This is a genomic window from Burkholderia sp. PU8-34 (assembly GCF_053427725.1).
On record NZ_JBSAXC010000014.1, the window covers coordinates 85,859 to 106,869 of the forward strand.

Annotated in this window: 21 protein-coding genes; 3 read left to right on the top strand and 18 right to left on the bottom strand. The window is 67.3% G+C overall.

Going from position 1 to position 21,011, the window contains the following annotated elements; all coding sequences use genetic code 11:
• Nucleotides 1-177: 177 nt before the first annotated feature.
• The 8 genes from ACV22Z_RS27060 to ACV22Z_RS27095 all read right to left on the bottom strand — a co-directional run bounded on the left by ACV22Z_RS27060 (nucleotide 178) and on the right by ACV22Z_RS27095 (nucleotide 8,448).
• Nucleotides 178-750 carry a hypothetical protein gene (locus tag ACV22Z_RS27060; protein WP_448079343.1) on the bottom strand — a complete coding sequence of 191 codons (573 nt, stop codon included), beginning with the start codon at nucleotides 748-750 and terminating at the stop codon, nucleotides 178-180.
• 81 nt (nucleotides 751-831) lie between these two features.
• Nucleotides 832-2,070: an HlyD family type I secretion periplasmic adaptor subunit gene (locus tag ACV22Z_RS27065; RefSeq protein ID WP_448079424.1), complete on the bottom strand. Its 1,239-nt coding sequence runs from the start codon at nucleotides 2,068-2,070 to the stop codon at nucleotides 832-834.
• A 140-nt stretch (nucleotides 2,071-2,210) separates the two neighbouring features.
• On the bottom strand, nucleotides 2,211-2,990 hold the full coding sequence (locus ACV22Z_RS27070; protein WP_448079344.1) for an ATP-binding cassette domain-containing protein: 780 nt from the start codon (nucleotides 2,988-2,990) through the stop codon (nucleotides 2,211-2,213).
• On the bottom strand, nucleotides 2,963-3,985 hold the full coding sequence (locus ACV22Z_RS27075; RefSeq protein WP_448079345.1) for an ABC transporter transmembrane domain-containing protein: 1,023 nt from the start codon (nucleotides 3,983-3,985) through the stop codon (nucleotides 2,963-2,965). The genes ACV22Z_RS27070 and ACV22Z_RS27075 overlap by 28 nt, the downstream gene beginning before the upstream one ends.
• Before the next feature lies 1 nt (nucleotide 3,986).
• Nucleotides 3,987-4,340, bottom strand: a complete 354-nt coding sequence (locus ACV22Z_RS27080) for a hypothetical protein (protein ID WP_448079346.1) — start codon at nucleotides 4,338-4,340, stop codon at nucleotides 3,987-3,989.
• A gap of 442 nt (nucleotides 4,341-4,782) precedes the next feature.
• Nucleotides 4,783-5,349, bottom strand: a complete 567-nt coding sequence (locus tag ACV22Z_RS27085; RefSeq protein WP_448079347.1) for a barstar family protein — start codon at nucleotides 5,347-5,349, stop codon at nucleotides 4,783-4,785.
• A 16-nt stretch (nucleotides 5,350-5,365) separates the two neighbouring features.
• A complete protein-coding gene (locus ACV22Z_RS27090; RefSeq protein ID WP_448079348.1) occupies nucleotides 5,366-5,797 on the bottom strand; it encodes a ribonuclease in 432 nt (143 codons plus the stop codon).
• A gap of 350 nt (nucleotides 5,798-6,147) precedes the next feature.
• Entirely contained in the window at nucleotides 6,148-8,448 is a 2,301-nt protein-coding gene (locus ACV22Z_RS27095; RefSeq protein ID WP_448079349.1) for an NADP-dependent malic enzyme, read from the bottom strand.
• Nucleotides 8,449-8,625: 177 nt separating this feature from the next.
• On the opposite strand from ACV22Z_RS27095, the gene thiL reads away from it, so the two are divergent.
• The 3 genes from thiL to ACV22Z_RS27110 are packed head-to-tail and all read left to right on the top strand — an operon-like array spanning nucleotide 8,626 to nucleotide 10,696.
• Nucleotides 8,626-9,624, top strand: coding sequence for a thiamine-phosphate kinase (gene thiL, locus ACV22Z_RS27100; protein ID WP_448079350.1), 999 nt, complete (start codon nucleotides 8,626-8,628; stop codon nucleotides 9,622-9,624).
• Nucleotides 9,614-10,165: a phosphatidylglycerophosphatase A family protein gene (locus ACV22Z_RS27105; protein WP_448079351.1), complete on the top strand. Its 552-nt coding sequence runs from the start codon at nucleotides 9,614-9,616 to the stop codon at nucleotides 10,163-10,165. The genes thiL and ACV22Z_RS27105 overlap by 11 nt, the downstream gene beginning before the upstream one ends.
• Nucleotides 10,166-10,195: 30 nt before the next feature.
• Nucleotides 10,196-10,696, top strand: a complete 501-nt coding sequence (locus ACV22Z_RS27110) for a CinA family protein (protein WP_448079352.1) — start codon at nucleotides 10,196-10,198, stop codon at nucleotides 10,694-10,696.
• Nucleotides 10,697-10,817: 121 nt separating this feature from the next.
• On the opposite strand, the gene pyrF is transcribed toward ACV22Z_RS27110, so the two are convergent.
• From pyrF to ACV22Z_RS27160, 10 genes are all read right to left on the bottom strand, one after another.
• On the bottom strand, nucleotides 10,818-11,645 hold the full coding sequence (gene pyrF, locus ACV22Z_RS27115) for an orotidine-5'-phosphate decarboxylase (protein ID WP_448079353.1): 828 nt from the start codon (nucleotides 11,643-11,645) through the stop codon (nucleotides 10,818-10,820).
• Between the two features lie 39 nt (nucleotides 11,646-11,684).
• Entirely contained in the window at nucleotides 11,685-12,734 is a 1,050-nt protein-coding gene (locus ACV22Z_RS27120) for an aldose 1-epimerase (RefSeq protein WP_448079354.1), read from the bottom strand.
• Between the two features lie 68 nt (nucleotides 12,735-12,802).
• Nucleotides 12,803-13,612: an SDR family NAD(P)-dependent oxidoreductase gene (locus ACV22Z_RS27125; RefSeq protein WP_448079355.1), complete on the bottom strand. Its 810-nt coding sequence runs from the start codon at nucleotides 13,610-13,612 to the stop codon at nucleotides 12,803-12,805.
• Between the two features lie 19 nt (nucleotides 13,613-13,631).
• On the bottom strand, nucleotides 13,632-14,645 hold the full coding sequence (gene araH, locus ACV22Z_RS27130) for an L-arabinose ABC transporter permease AraH (RefSeq protein WP_448079356.1): 1,014 nt from the start codon (nucleotides 14,643-14,645) through the stop codon (nucleotides 13,632-13,634).
• A gap of 76 nt (nucleotides 14,646-14,721) precedes the next feature.
• Complete coding sequence (gene araG / locus ACV22Z_RS27135; protein ID WP_448079357.1) at nucleotides 14,722-16,242, bottom strand: L-arabinose ABC transporter ATP-binding protein AraG; 1,521 nt, start codon at nucleotides 16,240-16,242, stop codon at nucleotides 14,722-14,724.
• A 65-nt stretch (nucleotides 16,243-16,307) separates the two neighbouring features.
• Complete coding sequence (locus ACV22Z_RS27140; RefSeq protein ID WP_448079358.1) at nucleotides 16,308-17,303, bottom strand: arabinose ABC transporter substrate-binding protein; 996 nt, start codon at nucleotides 17,301-17,303, stop codon at nucleotides 16,308-16,310.
• A gap of 110 nt (nucleotides 17,304-17,413) precedes the next feature.
• Entirely contained in the window at nucleotides 17,414-18,193 is a 780-nt protein-coding gene (locus ACV22Z_RS27145) for an SDR family oxidoreductase (protein WP_448079359.1), read from the bottom strand.
• The gene (locus ACV22Z_RS27150) at nucleotides 18,190-18,870 is read right to left on the bottom strand and encodes a 2-dehydro-3-deoxy-6-phosphogalactonate aldolase (protein ID WP_448079360.1); all 681 of its coding nucleotides are present in this window, start codon (nucleotides 18,868-18,870) and stop codon (nucleotides 18,190-18,192) included. The genes ACV22Z_RS27145 and ACV22Z_RS27150 overlap by 4 nt, the downstream gene beginning before the upstream one ends.
• A 29-nt stretch (nucleotides 18,871-18,899) precedes the next feature.
• Nucleotides 18,900-19,925 (bottom strand): 2-dehydro-3-deoxygalactonokinase, encoded by a 1,026-nt coding sequence (locus ACV22Z_RS27155; RefSeq protein ID WP_448079361.1) that lies wholly within the window; start codon nucleotides 19,923-19,925, stop codon nucleotides 18,900-18,902.
• Nucleotides 19,922-20,824: an IclR family transcriptional regulator gene (locus ACV22Z_RS27160; protein WP_448079362.1), complete on the bottom strand. Its 903-nt coding sequence runs from the start codon at nucleotides 20,822-20,824 to the stop codon at nucleotides 19,922-19,924. Before ACV22Z_RS27160 ends, ACV22Z_RS27155 begins: the two co-directional genes overlap by 4 nt.
• Nucleotides 20,825-21,011: the final 187 nt, after the last annotated feature.

The following is a 21,011-nucleotide window of genomic DNA, read 5'->3' on the forward strand; positions in this document are numbered from 1 at the left end:
ATCCGAATTTTTCTGGATAAACTATCTGACGGAAGCAACATCGAATAGTCCATTTCGCCACCTTTCTATACTCATTTCCCGATGAAACGACCTTGAATACAGCCGCCAAATTTCCACAATCAATTCCCCGCATAGTCTTTTGCATTGCATCTTGCGATCTTCACATCCCATTCACGACTAAAAATCCCCCTGGCGAAACCCAAATTTATAGAGACACCCATCATTCAAAAATTGGAAATACAACAAGACGGCCTTCTCTCCGCGCCCTTGATACGAATATTCCCATCCATAACCATGACCGTAAGGACCACGACGCGCCCCCTTAAATATCCCGCCCACATCGGATGACGAAACACAGATCACCTTCCGGTTGACTCGCGCCGACACAAAAATCCTTCTAATATCACTACCCCGCAAAAAGTACATCGAATATCGAAAGCTTTCTTTTCCGTCATACTCCTTTGCAGCCGCAACAGCCTTCAAACGCACCGTATCCCCCAACGACGCCCCCTTATTCTCCGAAAAAACATCCTGTTCATCCTCCACAATGAAATCAACGCCCAACCATTTCGAAGTAGTCGCAACATCGGCCAGATCGCCCGCATCCACAACTCTTTTGATGTCGCGCAGAAAATTCCGCTGTTCTCGAACCGGCATTTGGTCAACAGAAAATGGCACACAAGCGGAAAGCAGCGTAAGCATCATCGCCCCCGCCCCAATCCGCTTTTTTGACTTTGATCTTTTTCCCATAACGACTTTTATCCATGCTCTAATCGCCGAAACTGGCCACCCAATCTCTTGGTCCGTTAACAAATCGTAGACACCGCCCCCTCAATCCCGCATCGACCGCCGCACCCCATCCACAATCGGCTCCAGCAGATAATCCAGCGCCGACCGCGCCTGCTTGCGGATATAAACCTCCGCACGCAACCCAGGCCCCAGCACCACCGGTTGCGCAGCCAACCGATTGGCTCTGGCCACCGCATCTGCCGGCACCTCGACCCGCACCACATAGAAATGACTGCGCGCATCCTTGTCGGTCAGCGCATCGGCGGACACATAAGCCACCCGGCCATCGAGCATCGGCGTGGTGCGCGAGCTGTACGCGGTCAGCCTCACGTCCGCCTGACCGCCCGGCACGATCGCCCGCACGTCGTCGGGCCGCACGTTCGCCTCGACGATCAGCGGCGCGCCTGCCGGCACCACGTCCACGATCGGCTCGCGCGGCCCGACAACCGCGCCGATCGTATGCACCCGCAATCCGACGACGGTCCCGTCGACGGGCGCCGTCACCTGCGCGCGGATCGACGCATCCTGCGCGGGACGCAGACGCTCGCCGAGCTGGAACGCGCGGCTCGTCGCCTCCTTCAGCTCGTCGTCCGCCGTCCGTATGTATTCGTTTCGCAGGCCCGCGATCTTCATCTCGAGGTCGACTTGCCGCTGCCTTGCCCGGCTCAGCTCGGCCTTCGCGGACTGCATCCGCGACAGCGCATCGGCCTCGACCCGCCGCGTGTCGAGCACCTTCATGTCTGCGACGAAGCCTTGGCGGTTCAACGCCTCGTTCGTTTCGCGCTGGCGAACGGCCATCGCATGACTGCCGCCCATCGTCTGCACCAACTGCGCGCTGACCGTGATTTCCTGCCGCGTATGCGCAAGCTCCGCTCGCAGCATCGACATCTGGTCCTGGAAAGTGCGGCGCCGCGTCGCGAACAGCGTGGATTCGCGTTGCAGCAGCTCAGCGACGTGCGGGTCGTGCTGCCTGCCGGTCAGGTCGGCGGGAAACGCCAGCCGATCCTTGAGCTCGCGCTCCGCAGAAAGACGGGCGATCCGCGCCTGCTCCGCGTCCCGCTGTGCACGCAACGCGGCGAGTTCGGCCGCCGGGCTGACGTTGTCGAGCACCACCAGCACCTGGCCGGCCTTGACGCGATCGCCGTCCTTCACCCGGATCGCCTTCACGATCCCGCCTTCCTGGTGCTGCACCGTCTTGCGCTCGCCTTGCGTCCGCACCACGCCTTCCGCGACGACCGCGCCGGACAAGGGCGCAAGCGACGCCCAGAACGCGAGCAGCACGACTCCAGTCGCGCCGCCGATGCAACTCCACGCAATCAATCGGCGCGGCAGCGGCAACGCATCGCCCGAGGATGGACGCCGGCGGGCCAATAACCTGTCCCGAACAACGGCGCCGATGCGCCGGATCCCGTTCCCCGCCTTCATCGCGTCACCCATTTTGTTTTGTCGTCCAGATGCGGCCGCGCCGGCGCGAGCGACGACGGCGGCACCGCACGGAGCAGCCCTTCGTCCGGCATCGCCGACTCATCCGGCATGCCACCGGCGACCGCGCCCTCCTCGACGCGCACCGGCGGCCCGAAACGTTCGACCGCGCCGTCATTCAGATGCAGCACGCGATCGGCCAGCGCGAGCATCGCCGGGCGGTGCGTGACCGCGATTACCGTCACGCCGTCTTCCCTCAGCCTGCGCAGCGCCGTCTCGAGCGCCGCCTCGCCGGCCACGTCGAGGCTGGCATTCGGCTCATCGAGCAGCACGACGGACGGCTCGCCATACAGCGCCCGCGCCAGCGCGATACGTTGCCGCTGGCCGCCCGACAGCGTTTCGCCGCCATCACCGATCTGCGTTTCATACCCTTCGGGGAGCGCGAGGATCATGTCGTGCACCTCGGCACGCTGCGCGGCCCGCACGATCGCCTGCGAGTCGAGCGGCAGCGGTTTCGCGGTGCGGCCGATGTTCTCGGCGACCGTGCCGGCGAACAATTCGACGTCCTGCGGCAGATAGCCGAGATGAGCGCGCAGCGACACGCGCGGCCATTGCGCCGTGTCCGCGCCGTCGAGCCGCACGACGCCGGCCTGCGGCCGCCACAAACCGGCGATCAGGCGCAGCAGCGTGGATTTGCCGGACGCGCTCGGCCCGGTAACGATCAGCGTCTGCCCGGCGGCCAGCTCGAAACTCACGCCGCGCAACAGCAAGCGCCCCATTCCCGGGGTACGCGCGGGTACGCTGAACGTCGCATGCTCGACGCAGAGATGGCCTTTGGGGGCGGCAATTCGAGGAGCGGCGCGTCCGGCGCCTCGGCCAGCAGCGCGTTCAGCCGCGGCCATGCTTCGCGCAGTTCCCCCGCCAGCTTCCAGCTGCCGATGAGCTGCTCGATCGGCGCGAGCGCCTTCCCGAGCAGGATCGTGGTTGCGAGCATCACGCCCGGCGTCGCATGCGCGTCGATCACGAGCCATGCGCCCGCGGCCATCATCACCACCTGGATCGCCTGGCGCAGCATCTTCGTCACGTCGCGATAGAGCGCGTTGGTATCCGCCAGCTCGCGTTGCGCGTCGATATAGCCGCGCTTGCGTCGATCCCACGCGTCGACGATATCGTCAGTCATCCCGAGCACCGTCAATACCTCGGCGTTGCGCATGATCTGCTGATGCGCCGCTTCGCCTTCGCGCTGGCGCGGCAGATAGGCTTCGATCGCACGGCGGGCGTGCCGCTCGTTGATCAGCGCGATAACGAACAGCAGGACGGCGCTGGCGGCCGCGATCGCGCCCAGGCTCCAGTGGAACAGGCCGATGACGATCAGATAGAAGGGCAGCCAAGGCGCGTCGAGAAACGCGATCACGCCGGGGCCCGCCATGAACGCGCGCAGCACGTTGACGTCGCCCTGGGTCGCGATGAACGAAACCGGCACGCGGCGCGCGCGGGCCGACACGTGCGCAGCCAGCGCAAGCCGGTCCAGCCGGTTGCCGATCCTGAGGCCGAGATCGGACAGGATCCGGCTGCGCGCGATATCCGTGACGAGCATCGTGACAAGCGCGATCGCCATCATGATCGTCAGCATCGCCAGGGTTTCGAGGCTGCGGCTCGGCAACACGCGGTCGTAGACCTGCAGCAGATAGATGGTCGGCGCGAGCAGCAGCAGATTGGAGCCGATGCCGAATGCGGCCGCGGCGAACAGATGGGATCGGATAAGCCGGAACATGCTAGCGGCCTCCGTTTGGATCGACGGCTGCGCGCTGCAGAGAGCCGGCGTCGACGGTGGCGAGCGCGAAACTGGCATCCGATGCATACCGCCGGCCCTGCTGACAGGTTTCCCGGGCGTCAAGCTTGAAGATCGATTGAATCGGCGTGACCGTGAAACCAACCGTCGAATAGCCGAGCGCCGACATGCCCGGGATACGCACACCGTTGCGGTCGAGGGACTGCTGCACGCCCAGCTGGGGCAACGGTCCCGCCCGTCCCTGCGGCATTTTCTCGATGCCGGCACGCCATGCGGCCTCCGCGCTCCGGTAGGCGGGATCGGCCGCAATCGTCAGAAGCCCTGCGATTCGCTTCATGAGTTTCGGTAGACGAATGAATTGGCGAAAATAGTATTTCGCCCACCGAAAGGATTTCGTCAGCTTGTGTTGTACGGACAACAAATCGGCAAAATCTACGTTGTCCGATTGCGCCGGTGCGCTTCTACTGTCAGTGCCGTGACGATTTGACGCGCGTCCCGTCCAGATTGCCCCGCGCTGTGCGGCATCCGTCCCCGATAGTCATTTTGCCGCCTGCCGTCCTGCGCACCGGGCACCGGCGCCTCCCGCTCCGGCTGTTGCGATAGCTCGCGATACGGCGGCGCTGCTTGCTTCTTGTCGTTTGGCGGGATGGTGCCGACTCTGCCCGCGGACGCAAAAAAACCCGCACGATGGCGGGTTTCTTGGGAATTGCCGACTTTGCGCCGGCAAGAAAACGCGTCCGGCGGACCCGGCAATGGGCCCGACCAACGGGCCGGCGCGCTTATGCGAACGAGTAGAACACGCGGAACGCGACCTTGCGCTCGGCCCAGAACTCCGCGGCCTCGCGGAACACGTCGAGCAGCGTCTCGCGGCCTTCCTTGTCGAACTTCTGCGCGATCGGCAGCCCTTCGAGCACGATCACGAAACCGGGCTGCGTGCCTGCCTTCGCGACGAGATCGGTCAGGCAGTCATACAGCGCGTCGTAGTTCTTGCCGAAGTGCTTCGGAAACAGGAACGACGTCGCGATCGTTTCCATCACTTCCTGCTTCGACTGCGCGGCACCGCAGTACGCATACAGGAAATGCTGGCCGAGCCGACCGGCTTCATCGGCAAGATCCTGCACGCGGAACGCGCGGATCGACTGGACGAGATTGGGTCGCACGGTCGTGAAAAGGCTCATAGGCTCCTCGTTCGATGAAAGCCCGGGGCAGGCGTCCTGCTGCGCCGGCGCGTCGTCGGCCTGTGCCGTTGCGCGCAGCTGCATCACGCGCTGAAACAGATTGCCGTCGCCGGCCGCGAACAGATCCGCCGTCGACGCCGTGTCGTGCGTGTAGATGGAGTCGCTCATGCCGTTCTTCCCAAAGTCATTCAACAATGCGTTTAAAACTGTTGTAGTGGTCGTCCGTGTAATAACAATTGTCGACCCGGCGCAGCGGCCCGCCGCAGACGATACGGCGCGCGCCGCGGTTGCGCGCGCGCGGGGTCGGCACGGTGTATTCGTGGTAGAAGCCGCGTTTCGCCTTCGGCAGGATCCGCTCGCGGTTGCCGAACACAATGCCGTCTTTCTCGTACGGATAGGGACCGCCGGCGCCGATCAGGCCGAGCGTGGTCACAGCCTCGCGCGGCAGGCGGGCGGCCGGGATCGTGTCGAACCCGCCGGCGGCCACGCCGGCCGAAACGGCCTCACGTGCGTAGGCGGCGGAAACCAGACTGCCCGTCGGCGTGCCGACGATACCCATCGCGAACATCGCGAAGACGGACGCGAGCGCGCCGTTGCGGAGCCACTTGCGTGCCATGAACCGGGGTTCCCGCTGTTAAATCAAGTAGTTGACGACCAACAAAGGCGTTAGCGTAGCGCTATTGTCCGCGCGAATCAATGTTCGTTTGGGAATTGAAAGCAAGGCGCAGCCGCGATCCGGGGAAAATCCGCCGGGCTCGAACTATTTTTATCTTTTGTAGGATAAAATGCGAATGGCATCTCTCGGTTGGCAAGACCCTGCCTCCTTGCCACGCTCACTACCCGGAGTGGAGAGATGCTGCTGTTGCTTGCGGGAAGCGCGCTCTCGCCCTGCCCGGCGGCGTGCCCATTGCGGGCACGCCTTTTTTTCTATTTCTTACAAATTCGCCAGACGCTGCGCGGTCTCGTTTACCGCGCAGCGTTCACGTCGGCCACCAGCAGCGCGGCCATGTTGACGATCCGGCGCACGGTCGCCGATTCGGTCAGCACGTGCACCGGCTGCGCGGCGCCGAGCAGGATCGGCCCGATCGCGATGTTGTTGCCCGCAGCCGTCTTCAGCAGGTTGTACGCAATGTTCGCCGCGTCGATGTTCGGCAGGACCAGCAGGTTCGCATCGCCTTCCAGCGTCGAGTCCGGCAGGATTTCCTTGCGCAGCGCTGCGTCGAGCGCAACGTCGCCGTGCATCTCGCCGTCGACCTTCAGTTCCGGCGCGCGTTCCTGCAGGATCGCGAGCGTATCGCGCATCTTCTTCGCCGAAGGCGCGTTGCTCGTGCCGAAGTTCGAGTGCGACAGCAGCGCGACCTTCGGCTCGATGCCGAAGCGGCGCACTTCTTCCGCCGCCATGATCGTGATTTCGGCGAGCTGTTCCGGGGTCGGATCGACGTTCACGTGCGTGTCGACGAGGAAGATCTGGCGGCCCGGCAGCACGAGGCCGTTCATCGCCGCGTACACGCTGCAGCCTGCGCGCTTGCCGATCACCTGGTCGATGAAGTGCAGGTGGCGGTGCGTCGTACTGATCGTGCCGCAGATCATCCCGTCCGCCTCGCCCTTCTTCACCAGCATCGAGCCGATCAGCGTCGTGCGGCGGCGCATCTCGACGCGCGCGAGCTGCTCGCTGATGCCCTTGCGCGCCATCATCTTCGCGTAGTCCTGCCAGAACTCGCGGTAGCGCTCGTCGTGCTCGGTGTTGACGACCGTGAAGTCGGTACCCGGGGTCAGGCGCAGGCCGTAGCGCTGGATGCGGTGCTCGATCACGGCCGGACGGCCGATCAGGATCGGTTTCGCGAGTTTCTCGTCGACGATGATCTGAACGGCGCGCAACACGCGCTCTTCTTCGCCTTCCGCGAACACAACGCGCTTCTTCTCCGCTGGCGCGCTGCGCGCGAGCTGGAAGATCGGCTTCATCGTCGTGCCGCTGTGATAGACGAACTGCTGCAGGTGAACCTTGTAGGCGTCCATGTCCTCGATCGGGCGCGTCGCGACGCCGCCGTCCATCGCGGCTTGAGCGACGGCCGGCGCGATCTTCACGATCAGGCGCGGATCGAAGGGCTTCGGAATCAGGTATGCGGGGCCGAACGACAGGTCCTGGATCCCGTACGCGGTCGCGACGATGTCGCTCTGCTCCTGCTGCGCAAGCTCGGCGATCGCATTGACGGCCGCGATCTCCATTTCACGCGTGATCGTCGTGGCGCCGACGTCGAGCGCGCCGCGGAAGATGAACGGGAAGCACAGGACGTTGTTGACCTGGTTCGGATAGTCGGTGCGGCCGGTCGCCAGAATCGCGTCGGGACGCACTTCGAGTGCCGCTTCCGGCAGGATTTCCGGCGTCGGGTTCGCGAGCGCGAGGATCAGCGGGCGCTCTGCCATCCCCTTCACCATCTCCTGCTTCAGCACGCCGGCGGCCGACAGGCCGAGGAAAATGTCCGCGCCGTCGATCACTTCAGCCAGCGTGCGGGCCTCGGTTTCGCGTGCGAAGCGTTCCTTGTCCGGGTCCATCAGCTCGGTGCGGCCCTTGTAGACGACACCCGCGAGGTCGGTCACCGTGATGTTCTCGAGCGGCAGGCCGATATCGACGAGCAGGTCGAGACACGCGAGCGCCGCGGCACCCGCGCCGGACGCGACCAGCTTGACCTTCTTGATGTCCTTGCCGACCACCTTCAGGCCGTTCGTGACGGCCGCCGCGACGACGATCGCGGTGCCGTGCTGGTCGTCGTGGAAGACCGGGATCTTCATCCGCTTGCGGCACTCGCGCTCGACGATGAAGCAGTCCGGCGCCTTGATGTCCTCGAGGTTGATCCCGCCGAACGTCGGTTCGAGCGCGGCGATCACGTCGACCAGCTTGTGCGGGTCCGACTCGTTCAGCTCGATGTCGAACACGTCGATGCCGGCGAACTTCTTGAACAGCACCGCCTTGCCTTCCATCACCGGCTTCGACGCGAGCGGGCCGATGTTGCCGAGGCCGAGCACCGCGGTGCCGTTCGTCACGACGCCGACCAGGTTGCTGCGCGCGGTGAAGCGGGCGGCATTCAGCGGATTCTCGACGATCTCCTCGCACGCGAACGCGACGCCCGGCGAATACGCAAGCGCGAGGTCGCGCTGGTTGATCATCTGCTTGGTCGGGGCGATCGCGACCTTCCCGGGGGTCGGAAATTCGTGGTAATCGAGGGCGGCTTCGCGCAGCTTGGCTTTGGAGGAGGCTTGAGTGGACATGTGTCTCGTGACGTGCGGATTAGAATACCTAGTCGACGCATTGTAGCCCCAATCGACGCGTCCAAAACGGCGATTCGGGTGCAACAGCCGCGACAAAAATGTACTGAACGGTGCAAGAACTCCGCCCGTCCGCCTCGTTACAATGCCGTTCACTCAATCGCTTCGGGTCCATCCGCCGTGCCAGCTTCCCTGTCCGAGTTTTCGTTGATCGACCGCTTCTTCGCGCGCCGCGCGGCCCGGGGCGCGCGCGCCGCGACGCTCGGAATCGGCGACGATTGCGCGCTGATCGCGCCACGATCCGGGAAATTGCTCGCGATTTCGACGGACATGCTGGTCGAAGGCCGCCACTTCTTCCCCGACGTCGCGCCCGACGCGCTCGGCCACAAGACGCTCGCGGTCAACCTGTCCGACCTCGCGGCGATGGGCGCCGAGCCGCGCGCGTTCACGCTCGCGTGCGCGCTGCCGCGCGCCGACGCGACGTGGCTCGAGGCGTTCAGCGACGGGCTCTTCGCGCTCGCCGAGCGGTTCGACTGCGAACTCGTCGGCGGCGACACGACGAGCGGGCCGCTGAACCTGTGCGTGACCGTGTTCGGCGACGTCGCACCCGGCGCCGCGCTGCGCCGCGACGCCGCGCGCGACGGCGACGACGTGTGGGTGTCCGGCACGCTCGGCGACGCGCGCGCGGGGCTCGGCGTCGCGCGCGGCGAATGGACGGCCGGCGTGCACGAAGCAGCTGCGTTCAAAGCGGCACTCGAGCGCCCCGAGCCGCGCATCGCGCTCGGGCTTGCGCTCGCCGGCATTGCGCACGCGGCGCTGGACATCTCGGACGGCCTCGCGGGCGACCTGCAGCACATTCTCGACCGCTCGCGCGTGCGCGCGGAAATCGACGCCGACGCGATGCCCCGCTCCGCTGCACTCGCGACGCTGCCGCCCGACGTGCAGCGCCGTTGCACGCTCGCGGGCGGCGACGACTACGAACTGTGCTTCACCGCGCCGGCCACGGCCCGCACGGCGGTCGACGCGGCGGGCGCCGCCGCCGGCGTCGCGGTCACGCGAATCGGTACAATACGCGCGTTGTCCGCACCGTCGGAACGGCCCGCGATTGCGTGGCGCGACGCCGCTGGCGCGCCCCTCGCCCTCACGTTGCACGGTTTCGACCACTTCCATGCAGACTGACCCGACGCCCCCGCGCGCCGCGGCCGACACCGGCGGCGGCGCCACGCAGACCGCGCCGAAACGCGCGACCGCCCGCTTCATGCTGTCGCATCCGGCGCACATCCTGTCGCTCGGGTTCGGCAGCGGGCTCGCGCCGCTGATGCCAGGCACATTCGGCACGCTGTTCGGCTGGCTGACGTTCGTCGTGCTCAACCGCTACCTGACGGTGCCCGAATGGTGGGTGCTGATCGTGGCCGGCGCCGTCGCCGGCGTCTGGATCACCGGTTTCACCGCGAAGAAGATGGGCAATGCCGACCCGGGCCCGGTCGTCTGGGACGAGATCGTCGCGATCTGGATCGTGATGCTGTTCGTCACTCCGGCGACGTTCGCCGGCCAGCTCTGGGCCTTCGTCGTGTTCCGCATTTTCGACATGCTCAAGCCGCCCCCGATCCGCTACGTCGAGCGCCGCCTGGCAGGCGGCCTCGGCATCATGGTCGACGACCTGATCGCCGCGTTCATGACGCTGCTCGTCATCGCGCTGTGGCGGTCCTTCGTCGGCTGACGCCTTTCCGACTCCAGTTCATCCATTCGCATGCCCACCGATTCCGTCGTCCATCAGCTTGCGATCCGCGCAGGCAACCAGTTGCGTGACGCGCACCTGATGCTCGCCACCGCCGAATCCTGTACCGGCGGGATGATCGCCGCCGCGATCACCGACATCTCCGGCAGCAGCCAGTGGTTCGAGCGCGGCTTCGTCACGTATTCGAACCAGGCCAAGAGCGAGATGATCGGCGTGCCGCACGAGCTGATCGACAAGCACGGCGCCGTCAGCGAGCCGGTCGCGCGCGCGATGGCCGAAGGCGCGCTGCGCAACAGCCGCGCGCAGGTGTCGCTCGCGGTGACCGGCATTGCCGGCCCGGCGGGCGGCAGCGAGAAGAAGCCGGTCGGCACCGTGTCGTTCGCATGGAGCAACCGGCTGCATACCGACGTCGAGACGCTCGTGTTCAAGGGCGACCGCGAGCAGATCCGCACGCAGGCCGCCGCGCACGCGCTGCGCGGGCTGCTGAAGCTGCTCGAGGAGCACGAGCGCTGATGCGCGGGAGGTCCGCGCGCGGCGTCTCACGGTAACGCGTCGGCACAACCGCAGACGTAGATGCAAGCCCGCGAGCGCGGGCCATCGGAAGCGAGCCGCCCGGACAGGCGGCCCGCCCCGCTCAACGATGCGCGTTGATCGTGTCGCGGGTCTTCTGCGCGGCGAGCGCCGCGGCTTCGGCGAAATCCTCGTCCTTGCTCGCGTACAGGATCGCGCGCGACGAGTTGATCATCATCCCGGTGCCGTCGGCCGTGCGGCCTGCATTGACGGTCGCCTGCACGTCGCCGCCCTGCGCGCCGATGCCGGGGATCAGCAGCGGCATGTCGCCGACGATCCCGCGCACGACCTCGATTTCCTTCGGGAACGTCGCACCGACGACGAGGCCGAGCTGGCCGCTCTTCGCATTCCACTTGTTTGCGGCAAGATCGGCGACGACCTGGTACAGCGGCCTGCCGTTCGTCTCGAGGAACTGCAGGTCCGAGCCGCCCGGGTTCGACGTGCGGCACAGCACGATCACACCCTTGCCTTCGTGCGCGAAATACGGCTCGACCGAATCGAAGCCCATGTACGGGTTCACCGTCACAGCGTCAGCGCGGTAGCGCTCGAACGCTTCGCGCGCGTACTGCTCGGCGGTGCTGCCGATGTCGCCGCGCTTTGCGTCGAGGATCACCGGCAAGCCCGGATGCTGCAGGTGGATGTGCGCGATCAGCCGCTCGAGCTGGTCCTCCGCGCGGTGCGCGGCGAAGTAGGCGATCTGCGGCTTGAACGCGCTCGCGTATTGCGCAGTCGCGTCGACGATCTGCCGGCAGAATTCGAAGATCGCGTCGGGCTGGCCATCGAACTGCGCGGGAAAGCGCGACGGCTCGGGATCGAGGCCGACGCACAGCAGCGAATTCGTGCGCTGCCACGCGGCGCGCAGCGATTCGATGAAAGTAAGCGGGGAAGACATGGCGGGTACTCGCGGCAAACCGTTGGTAGACCGCGTATTTTACCCGCGTCGCCGGCGGCTTTCGCGCGCGGGCGCATCGCTGCGTCCGACGGTGAACGAAAAGCGCCGCGCGAGGCGCTCGCCGGGCGCGAGCAGCGTCATCCCGTGCGCGGCCGCGCCGCCCGGCAGGTTCACCGCATTGATCGGATGATCGACCGGCTCGAAGCAGAAGAAATCCTCGCCCGGCGGCGTATACAGCACGTACGCATCGGCATCGGCCGCGACGGTCAGCGTGATCCCGCGGCGCGGCCAGCTCACCGTCGCATGGCCGCCCCAGCCCGTGAACGCATGGTTGACGAGCGTGGCCGGCAGCGGATACGCAACGCCGAACTGCCACGCGGGCGGCACGCTCACGTGCCGCACCGGCAGGAAGTCCGCGCCCGACAGCCACAGCCCGCCCGCCGCGGCCGCAAGCTCGGTAGCATCGTCGCGCACGAGGAACGGATGCACGCCGAGCCCGAACGGCAGCCGCGCGCGGCCGGCGTTCTCGACCGTCAGCACGATCGTCAACGTCGCATCGTCGAGCAGGTAGGCCTGCGTCGCGCGAAACGCGTAAGGCGCGCCGTGCGCGCGATCGAGCGACAGGTGCAGCGTCGTGTCGGTCACGTCGTCCACCTGCCAGTGCGCGAGCCAGCCGTCACCATGGATCGGCAGCGCCTCGTCGCGGCGGTTGCGCGGCACCGCGACGCTGCGGCCGTCGCATTCGAAGCGCGCGCCGCCGATCCGGTTCGAGTACGGCAGCAGCGGATAGCACGCGAGCTCGTTCGGATCGGTAGCCGTCTCAGGATGCGCGCAGCGGCGAAACACCGGCGCCAGCGCGCCGTCGTCGCGCCGCCAGTCGAAGCGCGCGATGCCGCCGCCGAGGTGCGGCAGCACGTCGAGCCGCAACGCCGCGTTCGACAGCGTGACGGCCGCCGCGTGCGTCGCGCCGACGCCCTGCGCGAACGCGGCGGTCTGCGGGCCGGCGCTGACCGGCTGCGCAGCGGCGGCGAGGCGCGCACGGCGCGATTGGGTCGTCGAAGTCGATGCACGCAGGGACGGGGCATTCATGATGGGCTCCTTCGTCGAAAAGTCTGAGCAGGCAAGCTTCTGGCGGGATTCAGCGGATACGCGGCCGGTCACGCCCAGCCGCCGTCGACGATCACGTCCTGCGCGGTGATCATCCGGCTGTCGTCGGCTGCGAGGAACAGCGCCATCCGCGCGAGATCGGCGGGCAGCAGCTCGGCATCGAGGCACTGCCCCGCCTTGATCGCCGCGCGGCCCGCGTCGTCCAGCCACAGCCGACGCTGCTTGTCGGTCATCACCCAGCCCGGCACGAGCGAATTGACCCGGATTCCGAACGGGCCGAGATCGCGCGCCAGGCCGCGCGTCAGCCCCTGCACGGCCGCCTTCGCGGTCACGTAAACGGGATAGCCGCCGTTCTTCAGCATCCAGCTGATCGAGCCGAGATTGATGATCGCGCCGCCGCCGAGCTGCTTCATGTCGTCGATCACCGCCTGCGCGGCGAAGAACTGATGGCGCAGGTTCACTGCGATGCCCGCGTCGAACGATTCGGGCGTCACGTCGGCGATCTTGTGGCGCACGTCGTTCGCCGCGTTGTTGACGAGCACCGCGATCGCGCCGATCCGCGCACGGATCGCGTCGATCGCGTGGCGCAGCGCGTCGATGTCGGTCAGGTCGCATTCGATGAAGAGCGGCGCATGACGTGTGTGGTGACCCGCGTGTGAGAGGCGTTCGGCGAGCGCCCGGCCCGCGTCGGCGTCGAGATCGACGAACGCGACGCGTGCGCCCTGCGCGACGAAGTGCTCGACGAACGCGGCGCCGATGCCGGTCGCGCCACCGGTGATCAGCACCGTGCGGTCGGCGAGGCTCGGATACGTTGCGTAGCGCGCGTCGTGCGCGGGTTGCGTGGAAGTATCGGTGGTCATGCCGTTCGTCTCCATGGAATCAGTCGCGCACGCCGCGGTTCTTCAGCTGGTCGAGCAGCACGGCCGCGAGCAGGATCGCGCCGCGCACGAGGTACTGATAGAACGCGTCGATGTTGAGCAGGTTCATCACGTTCTCGACCGTGCCCATGATCAGCACGCCGATCACGACGCCGGAGATCGTCGCGCGCCCGCCCATCAGCGACACGCCACCGAGCACGCACGCGGAGATCACGTTCAGCTCGAAGCCCTGCGCGGCGTTCGGCTGCCCCGACGTGATGCGCGACGCGAGGATCACGCCCGCGAGCGCAGTCACCGCGCCCTGGATCAGGAAGATGCAGACACGCGTGCGCTCGACGTTGATCCCCGCGAGCCGCGAGGCTTCCGGGTTGCCGCCTATCGCGAGCGTGTTGCGGCCGTACACGGTCTGGTTCAGCAGCACGCCGAACACGATGAAGCACAGCAGCGTGACCCAGATCGGCAGCGAGATGCCGAACATCGTCAGCCCGCCGAGCGCGATGAACGTATCGGACGACACGCCGACCGCCTGCCCCTTCGACACGATGAAGCCGAGCCCGCGCACGATCTCCATCGTCGCGAGCGTCGTGATCAGCGCGTTGATGCGCAGGTACGCGATCACCGCGCCGTTGACGAAGCCGATCGCGGCGCCGGCCGCGACCGCCGCAATGATCGCGACGAACGTGTTGTCGGTCGCGTTGAGCACCATCGCGCACAGCACGCCCGAGAACGCGACCGTCGAGCCGATCGACAGGTCGAAGTCGCGCGATGCAAGGCAGAACATCATCGTGCACGCGACCATGCCGATCTGCGAGATCGACAGCGCGAGGCCGAGCATGTTGTCGATCGAGAAGAAGTGATCGACGGTCAGCGACATCGTCACGAACATCACCGCGAAGATCGCGATCAGGCTGTATTCGGCGAGCTGCTGCCACCATTTCTGGCGGTCGTTCTGCGGTGCCGGCGCGTTGGCGGCCGCCTTCACGGCAGCGCCGGCGAGGTTTTCTCTCACTTGCATGGTCATGTCTCCTGCTCCTCAATCGCGCGGCGCAGCGCGCGCCGCGCGTGACCGAATCGAATGTCGTGTCGTTGTTTCAGGCCGCCTGCGCGGCCGTGAGCCCGGTCGCCTGCGGCAGCGCGAGATTCAGCACCGCATGCTCGTTCGCCTGCGCGCGCGGCAGCTCGCCCGCGATCCGCCCTTCGCGCATCACGACGATGCGGTCGGACACGCCGAGCACTTCCGGCAGCTCCGACGACACCATCACGATCGCGCAGCCGCGCTCGGCGAGCCGGTAGATCACGTCGTAGATTTCATGCTTCGCGCCGACGTCGATGCCGCGCGTCGGCTCGTCGAGGATCACGACCCTCAGGTCGGGCTCCGCGAGCCAGCGCGACAGGATCGCCTTCTGCTGGTTGCCGCCCGACAGGAAGCGGATCTTCTGGCGGCGGCTCGGCGTCTTGATCTTCAGCCGCCGGATGAAGCGGTCGGCCGTGTCGCTCTCCGTCTTGCGGTCGATGAACAGGCCCGCGCGCAGCGAATGGCGGCGGCAGCTGATGTTGATGTTCTCCGCGACCGACGCCATCGCGATGATCCCCTCCTCCTTGCGGTCCTCGGGGCACAGCACGATGCCGTGCCGGATTGCGTCGCCGGTGCGCTTCACGTCGATGCGCGCGCCGTCGAGCACGAGCGTGCCCGCACGCTTGCGGTCGGCACCGTACACGAGCCGCATCAGCTCGCTGCGGCCCGCGCCGACGAGGCCGAAGAAGCCGACGATTTCGCCCGCGCGCACCGCGAAGCTCGCCGGCTCGCGCAGCGCGGCGCCGTCGATCCCTTCGGCGGAAAAGCGCACGTCGCCGAGCGGGCGCGGCGCATAGTGATAGATGTCCGCGATCTCGCGCCCGACCATCTCCGCGACCAGCCGCTCGCGCGGCACGTCGGCGAGCGACGCGTGCGACGCGATCTTGCGGCCATCGCGAAAGATCGTGCACGCGTCGCACAGCCGGTAGATCTCGTCCATCCGGTGCGAGATGTAGATCAGCGCGCGGCCGTCGGCGCGCAGGTCGTCGACGAGCTTGAACAGCACCTCGGTCTCGCGGTGCGACAGCGAGCTCGTCGGCTCGTCGAGCGCGATCACGCGCGCGTTGCGCATCAGCGCCTTGCAGATCTCGACCATCTGCCGCTGCGCGATCGACAGCCGGCCGAGCTTCGCATCCGGATCGAGATCCACGCCCATCGCGGCGAGCCGCTCGCGCACGTGGCGCTTCGCTTCCCCCTTCCTCACCCAGCCGAACGCGTTCGGCAGGCGGCCGAGCAGCAGGTTCTCCGCGACCGTCAGGTCGGGCACGTACTGCAGCTCCTGGTGAATCACCGCGATGCCGGCCGCGATCGACGCGGCCGCGCTGGAAAAATGCACGGGCCGGCCATCGACCAGCACGCCGCCCGCATCGGGCTGATATTCGCCGCCGAGAATCTTCAGCAGCGTCGACTTGCCCGCGCCGTTCTCGCCCATCAGGCCGTGCACCTCGCCGGCATGCACGTCGAACGAGATGCCGTCGAGCGCGCGCACGCCGGGGAATACCTTGCCGATATTGTCAAAACGCAGTGCCGCTGACACGTCGCCTCTCCACTTTCGATCGATCGACCGTCGGCCGCCGCGTGCGCGGCAGCCGCCCGGGCCGGTTACTTCGACGCGAGCCCCATCTCGTCGCGCACCTTGCCGACGTTGTCGCGCGTCGCGAGCATGCCGGTCGTCAGCGTGAGCGCCGGCGGCGCCTTGCCCTGCGTGATCCACGCGTACATCAGGTCCGACGTTTCCTCGCCGTGGCGTTTCGGGCTGATGATCACGGTGCCGTAGAAGCCGGTCGGCTGCGGTTTCTTGAATTCGTTCAGCGCCGAATCGGAGCCGCCGATGCCGATCCCGACCATGTCGGCCGCCTTGAAGCCGCGCCCTTCGGCCGCGCGCACCGCGCCGAGCACCGCTTCGTCGTTCAGGCCGTACGCGACCCAGTGCTTGAACTGCGGGTTCTTCGTCAGCGCGATGTTCGCCGCGTTGAATGCGTTCTCGGTATCGGTCTTCGCCTGCGGTGCGGCAATCACGTTCGCCTTCGGAAATCCCGCGGCAACGAGCGCGTCGGTGGCGCCGGTCGTGCGGTCATGTGCAGTCGGCAATTGCTCGTACGTGATGTCGATCGCGCCGACGTCCTTCATGTCCCAGCCGCGCTTCCTGATCTCGGCCGCAATGCCGTCGCCGACCTGCTTGCCGATGTTGTACGCGGAGATGCCCATGTGCGGCACCGCCTCGATCGGCTTGCCGGCACCGTCGACCAAGCGATCGTCGACCGTCATCATCTTCAGGCTGTGCGACTTCGCCTTCGCGACGATGCCGGGCCCGAGCTTCACGTCAGGCGTGCAGATGATGAAGCCCTGCACCTTCTGCGCGGCGAGGTTGTCGATCGCGCTCATCACCTTCTCGCCGGACGGCGCGCCGATCTTCACGAGCGTGAAGCCCTTGTCCTTCGCGGCGATCTCCGCGAACTTCCACTCGTCCTGGAACCACGGCTCCTCCGGCTGCTTCACGAGGAAGCCGATCTTGACCGGGTCGGCCGCATGCGCGAGCGGGCTGCCGATCAGCACCGCGGTCGCGGCGGCCAGCGTGACGAACGTTCTGCGTTTCATCTCCAGTGTCTCCTTGTCTTCATCGAACAGGATGCAGCCGCTTGCTTGTCTCGACGCAGCGTGCGCGCGGCCGTCGCACGCTGCGGTCTTTCAATTCGGTCCTTCAGCCTTCAGTCGTGGTACAGCGCCGCGCGCCCGCCATCGACGGTGATGCAGGTCGCGTTGATGAATGGCGCCTCGTCGGATGCGAGGAACACCGCCGTCATCGCGACTTCTTCCGGCCGGCCGATCCGCTTCATCGGCTGCAGCCCGAGGGTGTCGGCCTGCGCGGCGGCCTGGTCCGGCTGCGCATTCCACCAGTCGCGCGTGAGCTGCGTGTCGATATAGCCCGGCGCGATCGCGTTCACGCGCACGTTGCGCGCCGCGTATTCGATGCCGAGCGCACGCGTGAGGCCGAGCACGCCATGCTTTGCGACCGGATACGGAAAGCAGCCCGGGATGATCCGGAACGCATGCGTCGACGCGATGTTCACGATGCTGCCGAGCCCGCGCTCGACCATGCCGGGCAGCACCGCGCGGCAGCCGTGCCACACGCCGTCGAGATCGACCGAGAAGCAGCGGCGCCAGTCGTCGTCGGTCATCGTCAGCGGATCGCAGAACACGTTGATGCCTGCGTTGTTGACGAGCACGTCGAGCGCGCCGAGCGCCGCTTCAGTCTGCGCGAGCGCTTCATTTACTGCTTCCTGGCGCGCGACGTCGGCCTGAAGCGGCAGCACGCGCGCGTCGCCGATCTCGCTTGCGATTCCATCCGCGGTCGCGCGCGCCTGCGGCAGATCGAGATCGACGAGCGCCACCGCCGCGCCTTCGCGCGCAAACGCGTGCGCGATCGCCGCGCCGATTCCCCGGCCCGCGCCCGTCACCATCGCCACCTTGCCCGCGAGGCGGTTCATCGCGCGGCTCCGCCGCGTGCCGCGCGCAGGCCCGCCTGGAACGCGCGCGCGTTCGCCGCGGTCGCGTCGGCGGACTGGCCGGGCCGGTACAGCGCCGAGCCGAGCCCGAAACCGTTCGCGCCGGCTGCGAGAAACGGCTGCATGTTGCCGGGCGTCACGCCGCCGACCGGAATCAGCGGCACCGCGCGATCGATTACCGCGCGCCACGCCTTCACGACGGTCACGCCGAGCTGCTCGGCCGGGAACATCTTCAGCACATCCGCGCCGTTCGCGAGCGCGGCGAACGCCTCGGTCGGCGTCGCGACGCCCGGCGCGCTCGCAAGGCCGAGCGCGCGCGCGCGGCGGATCACCGCTCCGTCGCTGTGCGGCATCACGATCAGCGCGCCGCCCGCGTCCTGCACGCGGTCGACGTATTCGGGCCGCAGCACGGTGCCCGCGCCGACGATCGCGTCGTCGGGCAGCACACGGCGCAGCGCGGCGATGCTGTCGAACGGATCGGGCGAATTGAGCGGCACCTCGATAATGCGAATGCCGGCTTCATAGAGTGCATGGCCTTGCGCCGCCGCTTCGGCAGGCGTGATGCCGCGCAGGATCGCGATCAGCGGACACGCATCGAACGCGCGCATCAACGCGGGATGCGGCGCGTACGGCGCGGGCAGCGTGAGTTCGGACGACATGAAAGACTTTCCTCCGCAATCGGTTCGGTTCATTGATCGGCGCAGACACGCGCGCCGTCCGCGCGCACGAGTCCCGCGCGCGACGCGATCTGCCACAGCCCGCGCTCGGTCGCGTGCGCGGCGACTCGCGCATGCGTGCAGCCGAATGCCTGCAGCGCGTCGACGTAGCGCGTACACAGGCCGTCGTCGCCGATCAGCAGCAGCGGCTCGTGCGCGAGCACAGCGCCTCGCTCCGCGAGCATCGCGTCGAGCGCGTTCAGCTCGTGACCGATCAGCAGGCCGGACAGGTAGTCGCCCTGCGCGTCGGGCGCGAGACGCCCGGTCAGGCCGAGCGTGCGCGTGCTGAAGATCGTCGCCAGCATGCCGGCGCGCTGCGCGCCGCGCGCAACCGCCACGCCGCGCAGGAACGCGGCGCGATCCGGCGCTTCGGGCACGCGCATCGTGCGGCCGAGAATCGTGTGATCGCGCAGCACCGCGAACAGCTCGCCCGTCATGAAGGTCTGGAAACGCTCGATGAGTCCGTCCTTCACCCACGTCCATTTCGCGTGCGTGCCCGGCAGGCCGATCAGTACCCCTGAACGATCAGGATAAAACGTAGCGGTGTCCGCGAGTGCGCCGAATATCTGCGTTTCTTCGCCGCGCATCACGTCGGGCAATTCGCCCGTCGCGATCACGCCCGGCACGATCGACACGGTCGTGCCGCGCGCTGTGCCTACCGTCAAGATGCCGGCGACGAGCGCATCGGCGCCGGCGGGCAACGCGACATACGGCACGTCGCGCCAGCCCTGCGCGCTGCCGACCATGCCGGCGGCCAGCACCGGCAGGCCAGGCGCGCGATCGAGCCAGTCGCCGCACACGTCCTCGAACACGACGTCGAACGCGCGCGCGCCGCCGGCCGGCACGTGCATCACGCCCGCTGCGCGGCTCTTCGTTGCAAGCAATGCGCCGTGCGCGTCGTAAAGGTACGCGCGCAGCGACGTCGTTCCCCAGTCGAGCGCGATCAGCGACGGGGCGGCGGCAAAGGATTCCGCAGCGGTCCGGGTCGGGTTCGTCATCGTTTGATCCTGCGTGTACCTTGCGGCGGGCTCCAGCCCAGTTCCGCGGAGATCGCTCGCGCTTCGCGCTGCACGAGCGGAATCAGTTCGTCCATCCGGTCATGCGGCATGTACGGAATCGTGCTGGCCACCGACACGGCCGCGACGATCGCGCCGGACGCATCGCGGATCGGTGCGGCGACGCAGCGGATCGATGCTTCGTTCTCCTCGAGATCGAACGTGTAGCCGCCGGCCGCGTAGTGCGCCATGCGTTGCAGGAACGCGCTCGCATCCGGCCGGTGGTCGGGCTTGAAGTTCACGCCGGCGAGCGCGCGGCGCGCGGCCTCGAACAGCGCGCGCCACGTGTCTGGATCGAAGTCGAGCATCATCGCCTTGCCGATGCCGGTCGATGCGAGCGGCATCCGGTGGCCGACCCGCGAGCGCATCTCGAGCCCGCGGGTGCCGGGAATCTTGTCGATGTAGAGCACGTCGTCGCCATCGCGCACGCCGAGGTGGATCGTGTCGAGCGTCGCTTCGGCGAGCGCTTCGAGGTGCGGACGCGCGACGGCAGTCAGCGGCATCTGCTCGAGCGCGATCGTGCCGAGTTCGATCAGCTTCGGGCCGAGCAGGTAGCCGCCCTGCACCTGGCGCAGGTAGCGCGCCTGCACGAGGCTGCTGACGAGACGGTGCGTGGTGCTGCGCGTCGTGCCGAGCGCGGCGCCGATCGAGCGCATGTCGCGCGCGCCGTTCGCGATCGCTTCGAGGATCGCGAGGCCGCGCAGCAGCGTCTGCGTGCCGGCCTGCTGCGCGGCGAGGTCGAGCGGCGTGCTGGTCGCGCCGATGCTGTCGGTGAGCGCGGGCGCGTCGTCCGCTGCCGGACGGCGGCCGTCGAGGGCAAGGGATGCGGGCATCTTGGTCATGGGCGGGCAGTCTTCAACGGAATCGCGGATACCGCTCGCACGCGTGCCGGACCGTGGTCCGGCGCCGCGGCGGCGCGGCGGTCGATGCACCGAGGAAGGCGCCCGGCGAACGTCATGGAAAGTGTCTCCGTGTGCGTCGGGCGCCACGCGATGCGTGAATCCGAAGCCTGTCAATGTGCTTCGGATT